Source organism: Chloracidobacterium sp. (assembly GCA_015075585.1).
In the GTDB taxonomy this organism is placed as follows: Bacteria; Acidobacteriota; Blastocatellia; order Pyrinomonadales; family Pyrinomonadaceae; genus OLB17.
In genome coordinates, this window is sequence record JABTUB010000001.1 from 608314 (window position 1) to 624844 (window position 16531).

Annotated in this window: 17 protein-coding genes and 1 pseudogene; 13 read left to right on the plus strand and 5 right to left on the minus strand. The window is 53.7% G+C overall.

Features of this window, described 5'->3' with window-relative positions; translation table 11 throughout:
- Window positions 1-14: 14 nt before the first annotated feature.
- The gene (locus HS105_02730) at window positions 15-1556 is read right to left on the minus strand and encodes a DnaJ domain-containing protein (protein MBE7515516.1); all 1542 of its coding nucleotides are present in this window, start codon (window positions 1554-1556) and stop codon (window positions 15-17) included.
- Window positions 1557-1676: 120 nt separating this feature from the next.
- Between HS105_02730 and HS105_02735 the strand changes: the two genes are divergently transcribed.
- From HS105_02735 to HS105_02770, 8 genes and pseudogenes are all read left to right on the plus strand, one after another.
- On the plus strand, window positions 1677-2420 hold the full coding sequence (locus tag HS105_02735) for a GNAT family N-acetyltransferase (GenBank protein MBE7515517.1): 744 nt from the start codon (window positions 1677-1679) through the stop codon (window positions 2418-2420).
- 40 nt (window positions 2421-2460) lie between these two features.
- Window positions 2461-2700, plus strand: coding sequence for a hypothetical protein (locus tag HS105_02740; GenBank protein MBE7515518.1), 240 nt, complete (start codon window positions 2461-2463; stop codon window positions 2698-2700).
- Entirely contained in the window at window positions 2691-3068 is a 378-nt protein-coding gene (locus HS105_02745) for a type II toxin-antitoxin system PemK/MazF family toxin (GenBank protein MBE7515519.1), read from the plus strand. Before HS105_02740 ends, HS105_02745 begins: the two co-directional genes overlap by 10 nt.
- Window positions 3055-5061 carry an NAD-dependent DNA ligase LigA gene (gene ligA / locus HS105_02750; GenBank protein ID MBE7515520.1) on the plus strand — a complete coding sequence of 669 codons (2007 nt, stop codon included), beginning with the start codon at window positions 3055-3057 and terminating at the stop codon, window positions 5059-5061. The genes HS105_02745 and ligA overlap by 14 nt, the downstream gene beginning before the upstream one ends.
- Window positions 5058-5636 (plus strand): hypothetical protein, encoded by a 579-nt coding sequence (locus tag HS105_02755; protein ID MBE7515521.1) that lies wholly within the window; start codon window positions 5058-5060, stop codon window positions 5634-5636. Before ligA ends, HS105_02755 begins: the two co-directional genes overlap by 4 nt.
- 14 nt (window positions 5637-5650) lie before the next feature.
- Entirely contained in the window at window positions 5651-5836 is a 186-nt protein-coding gene (locus HS105_02760) for a hypothetical protein (protein MBE7515522.1), read from the plus strand.
- A 278-nt stretch (window positions 5837-6114) separates the two neighbouring features.
- A pseudogene (locus tag HS105_02765) lies at window positions 6115-6315 on the plus strand (transposase).
- Window positions 6316-6548: 233 nt separating this feature from the next.
- Window positions 6549-7814: a serine hydroxymethyltransferase gene (locus tag HS105_02770; GenBank protein MBE7515523.1), complete on the plus strand. Its 1266-nt coding sequence runs from the start codon at window positions 6549-6551 to the stop codon at window positions 7812-7814.
- A 62-nt stretch (window positions 7815-7876) separates the two neighbouring features.
- Here the strand turns inward: HS105_02770 and HS105_02775 are convergent, their stop codons facing one another.
- The 3 genes from HS105_02775 to HS105_02785 are packed head-to-tail and all read right to left on the minus strand — an operon-like array spanning window position 7877 to window position 9488.
- Window positions 7877-8485 carry a hypothetical protein gene (locus HS105_02775; protein ID MBE7515524.1) on the minus strand — a complete coding sequence of 203 codons (609 nt, stop codon included), beginning with the start codon at window positions 8483-8485 and terminating at the stop codon, window positions 7877-7879.
- A 56-nt stretch (window positions 8486-8541) separates the two neighbouring features.
- Window positions 8542-8883, minus strand: coding sequence for a hypothetical protein (locus tag HS105_02780; protein ID MBE7515525.1), 342 nt, complete (start codon window positions 8881-8883; stop codon window positions 8542-8544).
- On the minus strand, window positions 8880-9488 hold the full coding sequence (locus tag HS105_02785) for a hypothetical protein (GenBank protein ID MBE7515526.1): 609 nt from the start codon (window positions 9486-9488) through the stop codon (window positions 8880-8882). The genes HS105_02780 and HS105_02785 overlap by 4 nt, the downstream gene beginning before the upstream one ends.
- Window positions 9489-9655: 167 nt before the next feature.
- Here HS105_02785 and HS105_02790 point away from each other — a divergent pair, with 167 nt between their 5' ends.
- The 4 genes from HS105_02790 (at window position 9656) to HS105_02805 (ending at window position 14261) form a co-directional block, all read left to right on the plus strand.
- A complete protein-coding gene (locus HS105_02790; protein MBE7515527.1) occupies window positions 9656-10594 on the plus strand; it encodes an alcohol dehydrogenase catalytic domain-containing protein in 939 nt (312 codons plus the stop codon).
- A gap of 82 nt (window positions 10595-10676) precedes the next feature.
- A complete protein-coding gene (locus tag HS105_02795; protein ID MBE7515528.1) occupies window positions 10677-12167 on the plus strand; it encodes a trypsin-like peptidase domain-containing protein in 1491 nt (496 codons plus the stop codon).
- A 56-nt stretch (window positions 12168-12223) separates the two neighbouring features.
- Complete coding sequence (locus tag HS105_02800; GenBank protein ID MBE7515529.1) at window positions 12224-13753, plus strand: aldehyde dehydrogenase family protein; 1530 nt, start codon at window positions 12224-12226, stop codon at window positions 13751-13753.
- Window positions 13754-13787: 34 nt separating this feature from the next.
- Window positions 13788-14261: an MgtC/SapB family protein gene (locus tag HS105_02805; GenBank protein ID MBE7515530.1), complete on the plus strand. Its 474-nt coding sequence runs from the start codon at window positions 13788-13790 to the stop codon at window positions 14259-14261.
- Between the two features lie 344 nt (window positions 14262-14605).
- Here HS105_02805 and HS105_02810 read toward each other — a convergent pair whose 3' ends face one another.
- On the minus strand, window positions 14606-14824 hold the full coding sequence (locus HS105_02810) for a hypothetical protein (GenBank protein MBE7515531.1): 219 nt from the start codon (window positions 14822-14824) through the stop codon (window positions 14606-14608).
- Between the two features lie 104 nt (window positions 14825-14928).
- Between HS105_02810 and HS105_02815 the strand changes: the two genes are divergently transcribed.
- Complete coding sequence (locus HS105_02815; protein ID MBE7515532.1) at window positions 14929-16470, plus strand: bifunctional metallophosphatase/5'-nucleotidase; 1542 nt, start codon at window positions 14929-14931, stop codon at window positions 16468-16470.
- The last annotated feature ends 61 nt before the right edge of the window (window positions 16471-16531 follow it).

Consider the following 16531-nt stretch of genomic DNA (forward strand, 5'->3'; position numbering starts at 1 on the left):
GCGGACAGAACGCGCTATTTGATGCTCTGAAGCAGCTCACGCGCTTCGTTGTCGTTGGGAAAGATCGCCAAAAGACGCTTCAATTCGCCCTCGGCACGCTTAAAGAGCTTTTGGCTTATAAAGAACTCGGCAAGCATTCTGCGGTATTCGGGTTCGCGCTCGTCTAAACGGATAGCTGCTTGCAGTTCGGCCTCCGCCTGATGGCGCTTTTTGGCATCAACAGCAAGGCACTTGCCGTAGAACGCATGGTAGCGTGCATTCTCAGGCGCAAAATGAACGGCACGTGCGAGAAAGACAGCCGCCCGCTCGGTATCGCCGTCGTGCAGAAGATCGAATCCATGCTCGAAACTCTGATGGGCTTGCTGAAGCTGCTGATAGGAGGCGCCGTCCGATGTCGCATCCGCGGCGTTAGATCCTGCAGACGTTTGCTTTTCTGAAAGTTCTTTCCTGACCTTGAAATCGTAAAGCTCACGCGATTGCTCGGTCTTGAGCGTTTCATGTGCCTGCGATATCTGTGTAAAGGCACTCTGCACACGCTGCTGCAATTCGGCTTCCGCTTTGTGGAAATGATCCGGGTGAAACTGCTTTGCGAGTGCGAAATATGACCGCTTGATCTCTGAAACTTCGGCCTTTACATCAACTCCGAGGGCGTCGTAGAACGTTTGCGCCGTTTCGACGCGTGCAAGGTATTCGTCGAGAGAGATCACCTCGACATCGTTCGTCGTATCAGCAGAGCCGTCGCCTTTTGCCGTATCTGCGGCCTTCACGGCGATCATCTTAGCTTCTTGTTTCAGTTCCAATCGTGCGTTCTTGATCGAGGCGATGGAAATATCGGTAAATGCCGGGTGCCAATCCTCGCGTTTTAGACATCCGATCAGCCAAAGCATATAGACCGCACGGATCGCTGTGCTCTCGTCGATGCCGACCTTCGGTATGAGATCGCGCGCCATCATAGGCTCATCGCCGATAGACATAAATGTACGAAGCTCATTGGGCGACAGCTCGATATGTTCCCGCGGGCCGCCTATTCGCCTGAATGTCTCATCGGGCCCTCTGAAGCGCGACATTATAACGGATGCCGGCATAACACGTGCAAAATCAGCCAGCAATTGTGTTACGGCGATCTTGAATTCAAGGCCGTCACGCACGCGTGCCAGCGAGGAAAATGTCCATTCGCCCTCGATCCAGCTCATCAGGTCGATCACGATCGCACCGATCTGCTCAACAAAAAGAGCCTTTACGTCATCAGGCGATAAGAAATTCGCGGCTTGCAAAAACGCTGAGAATTCCAGGTCATTTTGGAAATTCGGTATTCGCTGCAGGTCATCTTCATTGATACGGCCGCGTTTCAGCATCATATCGAAAAGCCGCGACGATCGGGCGTTCGACACAGCAAAGACGAGACGGCCATTTCGAAAATAGGCGATGCACTTTTTCCCTTTTGCGGCGCACCTTAAGCTGCCGTTCAGCGAGGAGAGCGCGATCTCGGCGATCAACTCTGCGAACGAGTGCGACAGGAAATTTCCTGTTATCTCAAGGCTCGAGGTGTTTGACATCGGAAAATAGGGAGTTCGGCCGAGGCAGGCCGGCCTTTTGAAATGATAACAAACTGTATAGGTAAAAGTTAAGGATATTTTTTAGCCCGCGACCCTTGTTTCTGATACGATTTGAGACTGATGAGCGATACGGGACTTGAGATCCGCGAGTGCACAGCCTTGGAGCAGCTTGCCGAGTGTGTCGAGCTTCAGCGTGAAGTATTTGCCTTGCCGGAGACGGAGATCTCGCCGGTGCGGCATTTTGTCGTTACAAAAAATGCAGGCGGCTTTACGCTCGGTGCTTATGATAATGGCCTATTGGCGGGCTTTGTTCTTAGCGTACCGGCTTTTTTGAGAGGTGAGCGCGCATTCTATTCGCACATGACGGGTGTTCGGTCCGAATACCAAAGTCATGGTGTCGGTGCAAAGCTGAAATGGGCGCAGCGTGAACGCGCCCTCGCTCTGGGAGTAAAATACATAAAGTGGACGTTCGAACCGGTAAAAGCGCGTAATGCTTACTTCAATCTTGAAAAACTCGGTGCCGTAGTAACGGAATTTATGGTCAATTTTTACGGTACCGACTATGGCTCGGCGGGCGGATCAGTTCCGCTTGCCAGCGACCGCCTGTTCGCCGAATGGTATTTGGAAAGCGAAAAGGTTCGCGCGCTTGCCGCGGGCGAAAGATACGTCGAAACGCGAACGCCCGCGGCCGAGATCGTTACGCTGAATGACTGGCCGGGCATTGTCGAGCGCGACCGGCGGCAAGCGGCCGCCGAACAGGCGCGCCTGAAGAAAGAATTCGAAACGGCATTCGGAAAAGGCCTCGTCGCGGGCGGATTTGTGCGTGATGCAGACGCACCGCGGTATCTGCTTTTCAAGGGTTAAAAATATTGACCGACGGTATAACCGTGGTTATACTTTGAGTATGAAAACAGCGATATCAGTTCCCGACGAAGTATTCGAGCTAAGTGAAAAGCTTGCGAAGAAATTGAAAGTTTCGCGCAGTGCTGTATTTGCCATGGGCATTGAAAAATTAAAAGACGATATGGATCGCAATGCCCGCATCGCCCGTATAAATAGGGTCTGTGATGAAGTCGATACGTCCGTCGATCCGGTTTTGAAGGAATATACACGAAGGAAGCTCCGAAATATTGAATGGGAATAAGGCGCGGACAGGTCTATTCGGCCGACTTGGGCGAGCCGCGTGGTTCCGGGCCGGGTTTGGCTCGTCCCGTCGTTGTTATACAAGACAATGATCTGAACGACGCGCGAATACACACAGTCATTATCGCTGTGGTAACGACCAATTTGCGGCTTGCCGCAATGGACGGAAACGTTCTGCTTACACCGCGACGAAATGGCGTTCAAAAATATTCGGTCGTAAATGTGACGCAACTTTATACGGTCGATAAGACCGAACTTGTGGAACTGATAGGGACCGTTACAAAAGCGGAGTTGAATGATATCGATAAAGGTCTGCTGAGAGTCCTTTCATTAGACAATAAGCTGAACCGAAACTATGAGTCCAAGTGATAGGCAAATTGCGGTCGAGATCGAAAAACTCCGTGCGGAGATCGAGCGGCACAGCGACCTCTATTATCTGCAGGACTCGCCCGAGATATCCGACTACGAGTTCGATCAGCTGCTCGAAAAATTGAAGGCAATCGAGGCCGAGCATCCCGAACTCATAACGCCCGACAGCCCGACACAGCGTGTCGGCGGCAAGGCGGCGTCGCTCAAGCCGTTTACGCATACGGTGCCGCTGATGTCGCTTGAGAACAGCTACAGCCTCGACGACCTGAAGGCATTTACCGAGCGGTGTGAGAAGCTTGCCGAGGGCCGCAAACTCGACTACGTTGCCGAGCTGAAGATCGACGGGCTTTCGGTGTCGCTTCATTATACCGACGGTATCTTAGTTACCGGAGCGACACGTGGCGACGGTGTTGTCGGAGACGAGGTTACGCAGAACGTAAAGACGATACATACGATACCGCTGCGTTTGAAGAAGGACGCACCGGCCCACGCAGAGGTCCGCGGCGAGGTGTTCCTTTCGCGTTCGCAGTTCAAAAAGATCAACGAAGAGCTTGAGATGCAGGGCGAAAAGACATTTGCCAATCCGCGCAACTGTGCTTCGGGAACACTGCGTATGCTTGACTCGCAGATCGTCGCGTCACGCCGGCTTGATATGTTCCCGTATGATGCCTTTACGGGCAGCCGGAAGATGTTCCCGACACACATCGAGATATTCGAATGGTGCTCCGCAAACGGTTTTAACGTAAATCCGCATCATCGGCTGTGCAAAGATTTCGCTGAGCTTTCCGCGTTCATTGCGGAGATGGAAGAGCTTCGCGACAGTCTCGACTACGATATTGACGGAGTTGTCGTAAAGGTCAACTCGACGGCGCTGCAGGATGAATTCGGCACGACATCAAAGGCACCGCGTTGGGCGATAGCTTACAAATATCCGGCACGTCAGGCCACAACACGCCTTTTGGATATTGCCGTTCAGGTCGGGCGCACGGGTGCGCTGACGCCGGTCGCGCACCTTGAACCGGTGCTTCTCGCGGGGACGACCGTTTCTCGTGCATCGCTTCATAATGAGGATGAGATAAAGCGGCTCGGCATCAAGATCGGCGACCACGTGCTGATCGAAAAGAGCGGCGAGATCATACCGCAGGTGCTTCAGGCGGTCGTTTCACGACGCGACGGCAGTGAAAGGGAATTCGAGTTTCCGGAGAAGTGTCCGGTGTGCGGTTTCGACGCTGTAAGGCCCGAGGGCGAAGCGGTCCGCCGCTGCACCAATCCCGTTTGTCCGGCAAAGATAAAGGGCCGCATCGGCTATTTTGCATCCCGAAAGGCAATGGATATCGAGGGCCTCGGAGATGTTCTGATAAACACGCTCGTCGATGACGGGACGATAAAAGACGTGGCAGATCTATACAGGCTGACCGTCGAACAGATAGCATCGCTTGACCGCATGGCGGAAAAGTCCGGCACGAACCTTATCGAACAGATCGATGCGAGTAAGTCGCGGGGTTTGCAGAGGCTGCTGTACGGCCTCGATATCCGGCATGTCGGCGAGCGTTACGCGAAGATACTTGCAAGACATTTTCGCGATATCGAAAAGGTTGCTGCAGCGACCGTCGAAGAGCTTGACGAAATTCCTGAGATCGGCCTCGCCGTGGCTGAAAGCGTGACGGCTTGGTTTCGCGACGAAGCCAACCGCACGGTGATCGAGCGGCTCCGAGCCGCCGGTGTTGTAATGACCGAAGACGCAGGCAATAACGCAGAGCTTGACGAGCGTTTTGCCGGAAAAACATTCGTGCTGACGGGCAAACTTGAAAAATTCACACGCGACGAGGCGTCAAGGCTGATCGAACAACGCGGCGGCCGCGTCTCTTCTTCAGTAAGCAAGAAGACCGATTTCGTCCTCGTCGGCGAGGACGCAGGCTCAAAACTCGCGAAGGCAGAAACACTCGGCATAACCATCCTGAACGAAACCGAATTTAAGGAGATGATGGGATGAACAAAGGCATCTCAATGGTCGACACACTTCGCGATTTCGTCATCAAAATGAACGATCTTGGAATCGAATATATGGTCACGGGATCTTATGCGATGAGTGCGTATGGCGAAATCAGAATGACCCGCGATATCGATGTTGTAATAGAATTACGGGCAAGGGATGCCGATCGTTTTTTCAAGGAATTTTCGGACGAATACTACATCAGCAAGGAATCGATCCAAAGGGCTCTCATCAATGACTCAATGTTCAATATTATCAGTAACAAATACGGCGGCAAGATTGACTGTATAATAAAGAAAGGAACTGACCATGCAAAACAGAGTTTTGAAAGAAGATATCAGTTAACTATAGGCAATATTAGATATTGGATAACAACGAAAGAAGATCTGATGATTTCCAAATTAAACTGGGCGAGAGGTTCTCACTCCGAAATGCAGATACGCGATATTGCTAATCTGACGATGTCTGAATACAACTCTGATTACGTGATGGATTGGATAGAAAAACTTGGCCTCGAAGAAATTTGGGCCAAGGTTGGCGAATGGAAGACACTTCACTCGAAAACAGAAAATTAGTCCGTGACATCATAATGTCAAAGACGGTCGAAGAACGCTTTCTTATGTGCGCCCAAATGTACGAGGATGCAAAGGAGTTCGCCAGGATCGGAATGCCTGCGAGTCTTTCACAGCTCGAACAGGAACGTTACATCTTCAAACGCATTCACGGCGAATTTCCGGAGGATCTGGTAAAGACCATTCCTGACCATTGGTATTGAGACGGTTGGTGAATTTTGCGTTCTAAGCTCGGCGTTAAGATATAGTGAACGCGCCTCGTACTTAGCGACTAGATCGCGATAACGGCAAGAGACATATCTAAAAAGAGCGTAAAAGACTAATTATTGCAGTCTTAGACAGTAGTGCCTCTGTACGAACGCACTGGGCTTTTGGAACTTTATTTCTGCCGGATGCCTGACGGCCTACTATGCGTATAAACGTCGCGGCGAACGCAGACAGATCAAGCGTTTGATGCGGGCATGCCTCGATGTCCTGCGGCGATCGGGCCGAGCAAAACGGCGTCGAACTCGAATTCATCAAGCCCGGTCGCCCGATGCAAAACGGCTTTATCGAACGATTTAACCGTACATATCGACAGGCAATTCTCGATATGTACATCTTTGACAGTTTGGACGAAGTACGAGAACTGACGTCCCGATGGATCGACTTCTACAACCATCGCCGTCCGCATGATTCGCTCGGAGGCATGCCTCCAAGCGAATCAAACGAACCAGTTCTCCCTAACCCGAAAACTCCAGTTTAGATTGGTAACAATCAGGGGAGGTTTACAGTTGTAAGAGCCCTGTTTCCAAGATGGTATGGTATGATAACGCTTCGATGTTTTGTGCGAGTTTGATCGTGGTTCTTTTGAGCAAAAAGAGCTGATCGCGTATCGAGATCACTACTAGTTTCTAAAAAATAACTTCAACTAAAATGACAGGGTTTTTCACGACAAACATTTCTGAGGTTGATCCGTTGATCAGCGATGCGATCAATAATGAGGCTCGGCGGCAGGCTTCGGGGCTTGAGCTGATCGCCTCAGAGAACTTTGTTTCGCAAGCGGTGCTTGACGCGATGGGCACGGTGTTTACGAACAAATATGCCGAAGGGTATCCGGGCAAGCGGTACTACGGCGGCTGTGAATTCGCCGATGTGGTCGAAAGCGCCGCCATTGAACGCGCAAAACAGCTCTTTGGTGCCGATCATGCCAATGTCCAGCCGCACAGCGGCGCACAGGCGAATATTTCGGTGCTGCTCACGGCTCTCGAGCATGGCGATCAGATCCTCGGCATGAATCTGTCGCACGGCGGCCATCTGACGCACGGGCATCCGCTGAATTTTTCGGGGATAAATTACAAGGTCGCCGACTACGGAGTTGAACGCGAAACCGAGCGTATAGATTACGATGAGCTGCAGCGTATCGCCGAAGACTGCAAGCCGAAGCTGCTCATCTGCGGTGCGTCGGCGTATCCGCGCATCATTGATTTTGAACGCATCGGCGAGATCGCACGCTCGGTCGGGGCAAAAGTGATGGCTGATATCGCGCACATCGCCGGAATGGTCGCTGCCGGACTGCACCCGTCGCCGGTGCCGCATTGCGAATTCGTTACGACCACCACGCATAAGACGCTTCGCGGGCCGCGCGGCGGGCTGATACTTTGCCGCGAAGAGTTTGCCGCGGATATCAATCGGACCGTTTTCCCCGGCGTGCAGGGTGGACCGCTTGTCCACATAATCGCGGCAAAAGCCGTCGCATTCGGCGAAGCGCTTCGCGACGATTTCAAGACATATCAGCAGCAGATACTCGATAATGCGCAGGCACTAGCGGCGACGCTGAAAGACGCAGGGCTTCGCATTGTTTCGGGCGGCACCGATAATCACTTGCTGCTGGTGGATGTTTATATGGACGGCAAGGGGATCACGGGCAAGGCCGCCGAAAAAGCCCTCGATGAAGTACACATCACCGTTAACAAGAACACCATTCCGTTCGATACGCAGAAGCCTTTCACGGCATCGGGCATCAGGCTGGGAACGCCTGCGTTGACCACACGCGGAATGAAAGAGGACGAGATGCGCTTGATAGGGAATATGATCGCCGCAGTGATACACGATCCCGAATCCGAAGAGGTCAAGGCGCGTGTGCGCCGCGAAGTACTCGATCTGACCGAAAAATTCCCAATGTACGCCGCATGGGAATAGCTGAATTCAAATTCTAAAGGCGGCTCGGCCTACACAATGCATCGCGAACCCGCGAAAGCATGTTACGGCTTGTCCGGCCGCATTTCCGTGTATTCCAGCAGGTCTCGTGCTTCTTCCGAATTGAACTCATACGCCTTTTGTTCCAGGGCCGCGACGGCTATTTCGGCGTAAAGGGCGTCATCGAGCAGCGGAGCGATCGCTTGAACAGGAAGCTGCGTGAGCGTTTCGAAGGCGATCGCCCGTATCTGAGCAAGTTCGGTCTGGCGGGCTATTTCGGCGATCTCGCCGGGAGAATAGTATTCTTCGAGGCGGTCTGCCAGCTTGTCGAGCTTGTCGTAATCATTGTCGCGCAACGCACGGGTCGCAAGCTGTATAAATACCTCGGCCGATGCCGAACGCATCTCGAGCATTCGGGCACAGGTCGCGGCAAGCAGCTTAATATCGTTAAATTTGGCCGCATCTGCACGCACCTCTTTCACTGACGACTGCTCGTCAAGTGCCGACAGCAGCGAGCTTAATTCCCAATCGGCATGGGCGTCATAAAACTGTTTTGAAGGGGAGGATGAGGCGGCGGAGCTTGTCTGCAAAGCACCGACGATCATCTTTTTGGTCTCGGGCCGCAAGCCCTTCCAGACATCTGCTACCCTTGTTCCTAGGTTCTCGATGATCATTTCAACAGTTCAAGTGTCCTATTAGCCGCGAGCGTTGTCAAGAAATCCGCAAGAGTTCAATGCCCGTTTGTCCGGGCGGCGATCGCCGAACGAAATTCATCTTCGGTGGCAGCAAGATGCGGCTCTGACGATCCATCTGCTGCTTTCAATACCGCGACCATGGCGAACGGAGCATTACTGATATGCCGAAGTTCCCAGGTCGTATCACCGTCAGAACGCCCGCGTGAGAACCACATCGCATCGATATCGGAATCCAGTATCGCGGCATTGCCGAATGCCTCGCGTGCCGTCCTCGGCAGGCCGTCCTTCATCGCCGGCGACAAAAGGACGCGTCGAAGTGTCCAACCGTATTTCTTGTAAGTTGCGATGATCTCGACAATTGCCGCCGGATCGATCATGGTTTCGGTTTTTGTCCTGCCGGTGCTTTAGGCGCGGTATTCGCAGGGGCAGGCGGCGGGCCTTGCTTCGGCACGATCACGTTAGCGTTCATCGGGACATTCGCCGGTATTTGCGCGGGGCCGTTAAGAGCGTTCGCCGCTTCTTTCTCGATCATATCGCGGCCCTTGCCCGGCGACTTGAATGTTCCCGCGAAAAGTTCGCCCATTGCGAATTTCCAAGTGCCGTCAACCTTTATGAAAGGCAGATCTTCCCAACGGCTGTCCTTTGAATTCCAGACCTCGACCGCACCGAATTCGTCCTTGATCCGTTCGTCGCGTATCTCAGGCATTTTCTCGGCGAACGTGGTCGCGGTAAAGCCGTTCTCGAGAACCTTTTCGACCGGCGTATTGTTTCGCTGCGCGGCCATCTGCGCAAATTCAAGCGACTTTTGTGTCATTGTTGCTTTAATTGCTTCAGTATCTTTACTTTTTACTGCGTTATAAAGGCGCTTGTAAGCCTCTGTCGGCGAATCGCTGCTCGATCCCGGCGCAGCCGGCGAATTACCACAAGCTAACACCAATCCAAGGACAAAAAGTGTCAATATCAATAATGCGATCCTATACATAACGGGCGTTCCTCACGCGATAAGAATTTGTCTGACAGAGGCAAGTATAGAGATTGGCGGCCGAATTGTACAAGCACGAAAACCCGAACGCCCGCATCTGTGCTAAGGTTACAAAGTGAGGTTCATGCACGGCAGCATTGCAGGCGAGGCGGCCGCGCATTTTACGAATGAAGGCCCTACGTTTCACGAGCGGGAAGTTATCAGTTGATGAAGTGCAGATGCCGCAGGCACTGGATGAGACGCCCGTGCGCGTCATTCTGTCGGGAATTTGCAACACTGACCTCGAAATAGTTCGAGGATACGCAGGATTTTCGGGGACTATCGGGCATGAGTTCGTCGGCATTATCGAAGGAACGGGCCGCCGCGTCGTCGGCGAAATAAATGCGGGCTGCGGAATATGCAGCGAATGTGCGGCCGGAGACGCGCGGCATTGCCCGTCGCGCACAGTGCTCGGCATTGTAGGCCGCGACGGAGCCCACGCTGAACATCTTTCCTTGCCTGAGAGCAACCTGTTAGACGTGCCTTCTAATGTTTCTGACGAGGCCGCCGTTTTTGCCGAACCGCTTGCCGCGGCACTTGGCATTACGGAACAAGTTAAGATAGCACCCGATACGAAAGTGGCGGTGATCGGCGACGGCAAACTCGGGCTTTTTTGTGCGATGGCAATGGCGCTTGAGTCAAATGATGTTGCACTGATCGGTAAACACCGCGAAAAAATGAAGATCGCCGAAGCACACGGCGTCAAGATGCTCCCGCTCTCCGACGTGAGTTCGGTTCATACGCGGATTTTCGACGTTGCGGTCGAGGCGAGCGGCTCCGAAAGCGGCTTTGCAACGGCGGTCGAGCTTGTGCGCCCGCGCGGCAAGATCGTGCTTAAATCAACATTTCACGGAACTCCGACGTGGCCGGCATCGCGTATCGTAGTTGATGAGATCACGGTGATCGGATCACGATGCGGGCGATTGCAATCCGCGCTCGATGTGCTTGCGGCCGGAAAGATAGACCCGACGCCGATGATAACGGCGGAGATGCCGCTTTCTGACGGCGTGGCTGCGATGGAGCGTGCCGCCGAACGCGGTGTCCTTAAGATCCTTCTTCGGCCATGAGGCGCGAAGTTCACGGGCATCGAATTTGTCACGATCGTAGTCGAAGTGTGTGCTATTGGTTTTTTGAGGTTTTAGCGTAATAATGCGTAGATCTACCATCTGTCGTTTGTCGTTGACATCGATCCAAGCGTCGCTTCTTATCCTTTCAATAAATGCTGGGGCAGTGCTCGCACAGACAAAGCTGATCCCGAACACATTTGCCGAGCTTGCAAAACAGGTCGAGCCTGCCGTTGTCAGCATCGATACAAAGAGCAAGGTCATCGAGCCTGTTGCCAAGGGTGACCCGCAGCCGGGCGACTCGGACAGCATTCTGGAATTTTTCCGCCGTCAAGGCCGCCAGCGGCCGTCTTTCGGTGTCGGAAGCGGCTTTATCGTCGATCCCGCGGGTTACATAATGACGAACCGCCACGTCGTGATCGGCTCGGACAGCATAACGGTGCGGCTTGAGAGCGGCGAGGAATTTGCGGGCAAGGTCATCGGCACCGACCTTGAGACAGACCTCGCTGTCGTAAAGATCGACGCGGGCCGTAGCCTGCCCTTCCTAAAGTTCGGCGATCCGTCTGGGGCAAATGTCGGTGATTGGGTGCTCGCGGTCGGCTCGCCATTCGGACTTTCGAAGTCAGTTACGGCAGGGATCATATCGCAAAAACAGCGCGAGACGCCGCGTACGTCGGCTTTTCAGCGATTCATTCAGACGGATGCTGCCATAAATCCGGGAAATTCGGGCGGCCCGCTCGTTGATCTGAAAGGCGATGTTATTGGCGTCGTTTCACAGATCGCCACGTCAACGGGTGATTTTAACGGCGTGGCGTTCGCCTTTCCGGCCGATCAGGCAAAAGTCGTTTATGAACAGATATTGAAGAACGGGCGTGTGCGACGCGGCTATCTCGGGGCATACCTTGATTCGGTAAAAGAGGAATACGCAAAGGTTTACGGCATTAAGCCCGCACGCGGTGCGATCATTACCGATATCCGCGACAAACGTTCGCCGGCCGCTCTTGCAGGATTAAAGGCCGGTGATGTCGTTGTCGAAATGAACGGTTCGCCGATCGAGAATGCAAATGACATGATCGCAAAAGTGGCGGCGGCCGACCCGGACAAGGTCGCGACGTTCGTTTATTTACGCGAGGCCGGTGCGACGATGGAACGCAAAACAGCGTCGGTCAAGCTTGGCGAGCGGCCGTCGAATGACGAGCCTGCGGCGGCTGATGTGCCGTCGCGTTTGCCGGGCAAGACAATGGTCGAGACGGTAAAGCCGTTCGGGCTTACGCTGAAAGAACTTACAGCAGCGGCATCAGCAAAGTCGCGTTATCCGGGCCAGACGGGGCTTCTGATCGATGATATCGACCCTGAGAGCTATGCGGCCGACGTTCGCGACCAACTCGGCAATATCGCCCTTGCCGAAGGCGACCTCATACAGCGGATCAATCGCCGAACAGTGAGCAGCGTCAAGGAGTTCAGCGATATCGTCAGCAAGCTGAAGCCGGGCGACCCTGTTGTTTTGAGCCTTTTGTCGTACAACCAGCAGATCGGCGCGGCGCAGCTCAAAATAGTGCAGTTCACGGTCCGCTGAACGCGGCGACGACGCTCACTTTGGACTTTTGCGCAAAGCAATTAAACTGTTCGTATATGGCAACTCCAAAACAAGCAAAGGCTGTCAAGACGGCTGTTAAGAAGTACAAGAACTACATCGGCGGCGAATGGGTAGCGCCTTCGTCAGGTCAATGGTTTGACAATGTAAATCCTGCGGATACGTCAGATATTGTCGGGCGATTTCCGAATTCCGGACGAGAGGACGTCGATCGCGCGGTTGCGGCGGCAAAGGAAGCGGCGACACGCTGGCGCCGGACGCCTGCGCCGAAGCGTGCAGAGATATTGTTCACGCTGGGCGAGATACTTCGCAAGAATAAGGAAGCGTACACGCAGCAGATGACGCGTGAGATGGGCAAGGTGCTCAAGGAGGCGGGCGGCGACGTTCAAGAGGCGATCGATTGTACATACTACACCGCGGGCGAAGGCAGGCGCCTGCACGGTTTTACGACGCCGGCCGAGATGCCGAACAAGTTTGCGATGTGCGTACGCCAGCCTGTCGGTATTTGCGGGCTTATTACGCCGTTCAACTTCCCGATGGCGATACCGTCGTGGAAGCTTATACCGGCGCTCGTGTGCGGCAACACGGTCGTGCTGAAATCGGGCGAGGATGTGCCGCTTTCAGCGTTGAATCTGGTAAAGGCTTGCGAAGAAGCGGGCATTCCGAAGGGCGTGGTCAATCTTGTGAACGGTGAGCGCGACGCGGGTGCCGCCCTTGTCGAACATCCGGACGTGCGGCTCATTTCATTCACCGGCTCGACCGCTACGGGCAAGAAGATCGCCGAGCATGCGGCCCGCGAGAACAAGATCGTCTCGCTCGAAATGGGCGGCAAAAACGCGATAATCGTGATGGATGACGCGGATATCGACAATGCGGTCGAGGGTTCGCTTTGGGGTGCTTTCGGTACCAGCGGCCAACGCTGCACGGCGTCCTCACGGCTTGTCGTACACAAAAAGGTCTATAAAAAGTTCTGTGAGAAGCTTGTCGAGCGTACAAAGAAGCTGCGTGTCGGCAGCGGCCTCGACCCGAAGACGGAGGTCGGCCCCGTGATAAACGAGCGGCAGATGGACAAGGTGCTCGGCTACATCGAGATCGGCCGCAAGATCGACAAGGCAACGCTTGCGTGTGGCGGCAACCGCCTGACGAAGGGCGACTTCGGCCGCGGCTTTTTCATCGAACCGACGGTCTTTACCGACGTAAAGCCGAAGATGCGCATCGCGCAGGAAGAGATCTTCGGGCCGGTAACGTGCGTCATTCCGTTCTCGACGCTTGATGAAGCGATCGACATTGTGAACGGCGTTCAGTACGGGCTTTCGTCGGCGATATACACACAGGATGTCAACCGTGCGTTCCATGCGATGCAGGAGCTATACACGGGCATTTGCTATGTCAATTCGGCGACGATCGGTGCCGAGGTGCATCTGCCGTTCGGCGGCACAAAAGGCACGGGCAACGGCCATCGCGAAGCGGGCACGCAGGTGCTCGACATCTTCAGCGAGTGGAAGGCCCTGTATATCGACCATTCGGGCAAGCTGCAGAAGGCGCAGATCGACGAGGTCGAGATCTGATCCTCAAATTCAACACTGTACGGAGGCCTGAGATATGGACGTATTCTGGAGCGAACTTACCTTCGGGCTTCCGGACAGTGCACAGCTCACACGTATCATCATACGGCTGGTAGCATCCGCGCTGATCGCGGGGCTTATCGGTTATCAACGGCAGGCTGCGGGCAAATCGGCCGGTTTTCGCACGCACATTCTGGTCTCTCTCGGTGCGACGATCTTTGTTATTGCAGGGCTTGGTGCGGGCCTCGAACATGCGGACCTATCTCGAATAATACAGGGCATAGTTACCGGTATCGGTTTTATCGGTGCCGGAACGATCTTAAAAGACGGGCTGCATGTTCGCGGGCTTACAACGTCGGCGGGGCTTTGGGCAACATGCGCGATCGGCGTTGTCGTAGGGCTTGGCGAGCTTGGCATTGCGCTTATCGCCGGAACGGTCGTGTTCGTGATCCTTACCTTTGCGAAATGGATCGATCACGAGATCGATAAGCAAGATCACACGACAAATTGAGGCGATATGTCGCGGTGAAAGGGAAATTCAACATTGCGGAGACGAATTCCCGGATGAATATCGCGAATTCCCGCCCTGCGGAGACGAATTCCCCGATGAATGTCGCGAATTTCCGCATTGCGGAGACGAATTCCCCGATGAATGACGCTAATTACCACATTGCGGAGGCGAATTCTCAAATAAATATCGCGAATTACCATTGTGCGGAGGCGAATTCTCAAATGAATATCGCGAATTCCCACATTGCGGAGGCAAATTCTCAAATAAATATCGCGAATTCCCACATTGCGGAGACGAATTCCCCGATGAATGACGCGAGATCCCACTTTGTCGGAAGCTGTTATCTAGATCTTCCTGCTTTTGAACGCGGCAAGGGCCTCCGATGCGCGTTCGTGCATTATCTCGGGCTTGTGATATTTCCAATATGTCTCGAATTCTTCATCTGAAAGCTCTTTATGTTCGGGACGTATCAATTCTTTGATATATTGTTCGGCCCACGCACGTTTTTCGGGGTCTCGATTCAACGCAGCACGGGCTCCGTGCATCAAATTATCTCGTTCCATATACTTCATATGATAGATTAGTTGAAATAAAATACCGCGTAAAACGCGCAGAAACGGATAATTCGATCCGATGATCTCGAACCGGGAGCTACGCAGATCACGTTATGAAAAAGATACTTCTCATCATCGTCTGCCTTCTTCTTGTGCAGACGGCTTTTCCGCAGGAGAAAAAGCTGACCGTGCTTTACACGAACGACCTTCACGCCCATTTGGAGCCGTTCATCGTGCCTTGGGTCAGTGAAACGCGAAAGGTCGGCGGCTTCGCGAATATCGCAACGCTCGTCAAACGCGAAAAGGCCGCGAATCCTAATACCGTTTACTTTGACGCGGGCGACTTCTTCGCAGGACCGAATGTGAGCATGCTGACCAAAGGCGAGGCGATCATCGACGCCGCGAATTACCTGGGCCTCGATGCCGCATGCGTCGGTAACCACGAATTCGATTACGGCTGGGAAAATGCACGCGAACAGTTCAAAAAGACAAAGTTCCCGCTGCTGAACGGCAACATCTTTATCAAAGGAACCGATGAGCTTCACTGGAACAAACCCTACATCATCAAGAAAGTGAACGGCATCCGCCTCGGAGTCATCGGGCTGCACGAGGTTTTTGCCTTTTATGACACGACCGCACCTGAAATGGTCAAAGGCGTCGAGGCAAGGGACGAAAAAGAATACCTGCGTAAATACATCCTTGAGCTGCGGCCAAAGGTGGATCTCATCGTCCTGCTGGTCCACATCGGCATTCCCGGAACGCAATCTTCGGGCGGTGAAAGAGATGTCGAACGAAATCACCAACACGACATCGACCTCGCAAAAAGCGTCCCGGGCGTCGATCTTATGATCACCGGCCACCCGCACAGCGGCATCCCGAACCCGATAGTCGCGAACGGCACCATCATCGTATCAACCGATGCATACACGATCGAACTCGGCAAACTTGAGCTGACCTACGACAAGAAGAAACGCAAGATCACTAGCTACAAGAACCATCTCGACTACCTTTTTGATGACGAGGTCGAGGACGACCCCGAAATGGTCGGCATCATAAACAAATGGAATGACCGCCTGCGTTCCATCACCGAAGAGAAGGTAACGAACATCAGCGCGCCGCTGACCCGCTCATACAGCGAAAGCTCCGTTATGGGCAATTTGGCAGCCGACGCGATGCTCGATATGTATCCGAATTACGAGTTCGCCATTCTCAACAGCGGAAGTTTAAGGGAAGAGATCGACGCGGGCGCCGTGACGGTCGGACAAATAATATCCGCGTTCCCGTTCCCGAATACGATAGTCCGGCTTGAGATCAAGGGAAGCGGCCTGCGCGAGATCTTTGAACACGCCGCAGGCCTCACGAACGGCATTCTTCAGGTGTCGGACGGCGTCGAGATCGTTTATGACGAAAGCAAACCTGTCGGCAGCCGCCTCGTGAAATTCAACGTAAAAGGACAGCCGCTCGATGACAACCGAAGTTACCGCGTCCTCGCATCGAACTTTATCGCTGACGGCGGCGACGGCTTCTTTGGCTTCAAGCGGGCAACGTCGTACGACAATACCGGCGTCGTTATCTCGCAGGCAATGATCAAGTACCTGAAGAAATTTACGAAATACGATCCGAAGCCGAGCCTCCGCATAAGGAAAGCCGAGTAAAACACGGCACCGCATTCGGAACGTGAAGACGAATATGCCGAGCTGCGGCACGTTCTTAGGG

Bases quoted from the DNA above. Each gene is read 5' to 3' on its own strand.
- HS105_02730 (MBE7515516.1), bottom strand. From the start codon at position 1,556: ATGTCAAACACCTCGAGCCTTGAGATAACAGGAAATTTCCTGTCGCAC.
- HS105_02735 (MBE7515517.1), top strand. From the start codon at position 1,677: ATGAGCGATACGGGACTTGAGATCCGCGAGTGCACAGCCTTGGAGCAG.
- HS105_02740 (MBE7515518.1), top strand. From the start codon at position 2,461: ATGAAAACAGCGATATCAGTTCCCGACGAAGTATTCGAGCTAAGTGAA.
- HS105_02745 (MBE7515519.1), top strand. From the start codon at position 2,691: ATGGGAATAAGGCGCGGACAGGTCTATTCGGCCGACTTGGGCGAGCCG.
- ligA (MBE7515520.1), top strand. From the start codon at position 3,055: ATGAGTCCAAGTGATAGGCAAATTGCGGTCGAGATCGAAAAACTCCGT.
- HS105_02755 (MBE7515521.1), top strand. From the start codon at position 5,058: ATGAACAAAGGCATCTCAATGGTCGACACACTTCGCGATTTCGTCATC.
- HS105_02760 (MBE7515522.1), top strand. From the start codon at position 5,651: ATGTCAAAGACGGTCGAAGAACGCTTTCTTATGTGCGCCCAAATGTAC.
- HS105_02770 (MBE7515523.1), top strand. From the start codon at position 6,549: ATGACAGGGTTTTTCACGACAAACATTTCTGAGGTTGATCCGTTGATC.
- HS105_02775 (MBE7515524.1), bottom strand. From the start codon at position 8,485: ATGATCATCGAGAACCTAGGAACAAGGGTAGCAGATGTCTGGAAGGGC.
- HS105_02780 (MBE7515525.1), bottom strand. From the start codon at position 8,883: ATGATCGATCCGGCGGCAATTGTCGAGATCATCGCAACTTACAAGAAA.
- HS105_02785 (MBE7515526.1), bottom strand. From the start codon at position 9,488: ATGTATAGGATCGCATTATTGATATTGACACTTTTTGTCCTTGGATTG.
- HS105_02790 (MBE7515527.1), top strand. From the start codon at position 9,656: ATGAAGGCCCTACGTTTCACGAGCGGGAAGTTATCAGTTGATGAAGTG.
- HS105_02795 (MBE7515528.1), top strand. From the start codon at position 10,677: ATGCGTAGATCTACCATCTGTCGTTTGTCGTTGACATCGATCCAAGCG.
- HS105_02800 (MBE7515529.1), top strand. From the start codon at position 12,224: ATGGCAACTCCAAAACAAGCAAAGGCTGTCAAGACGGCTGTTAAGAAG.
- HS105_02805 (MBE7515530.1), top strand. From the start codon at position 13,788: ATGGACGTATTCTGGAGCGAACTTACCTTCGGGCTTCCGGACAGTGCA.
- HS105_02810 (MBE7515531.1), bottom strand. From the start codon at position 14,824: ATGGAACGAGATAATTTGATGCACGGAGCCCGTGCTGCGTTGAATCGA.
- HS105_02815 (MBE7515532.1), top strand. From the start codon at position 14,929: ATGAAAAAGATACTTCTCATCATCGTCTGCCTTCTTCTTGTGCAGACG.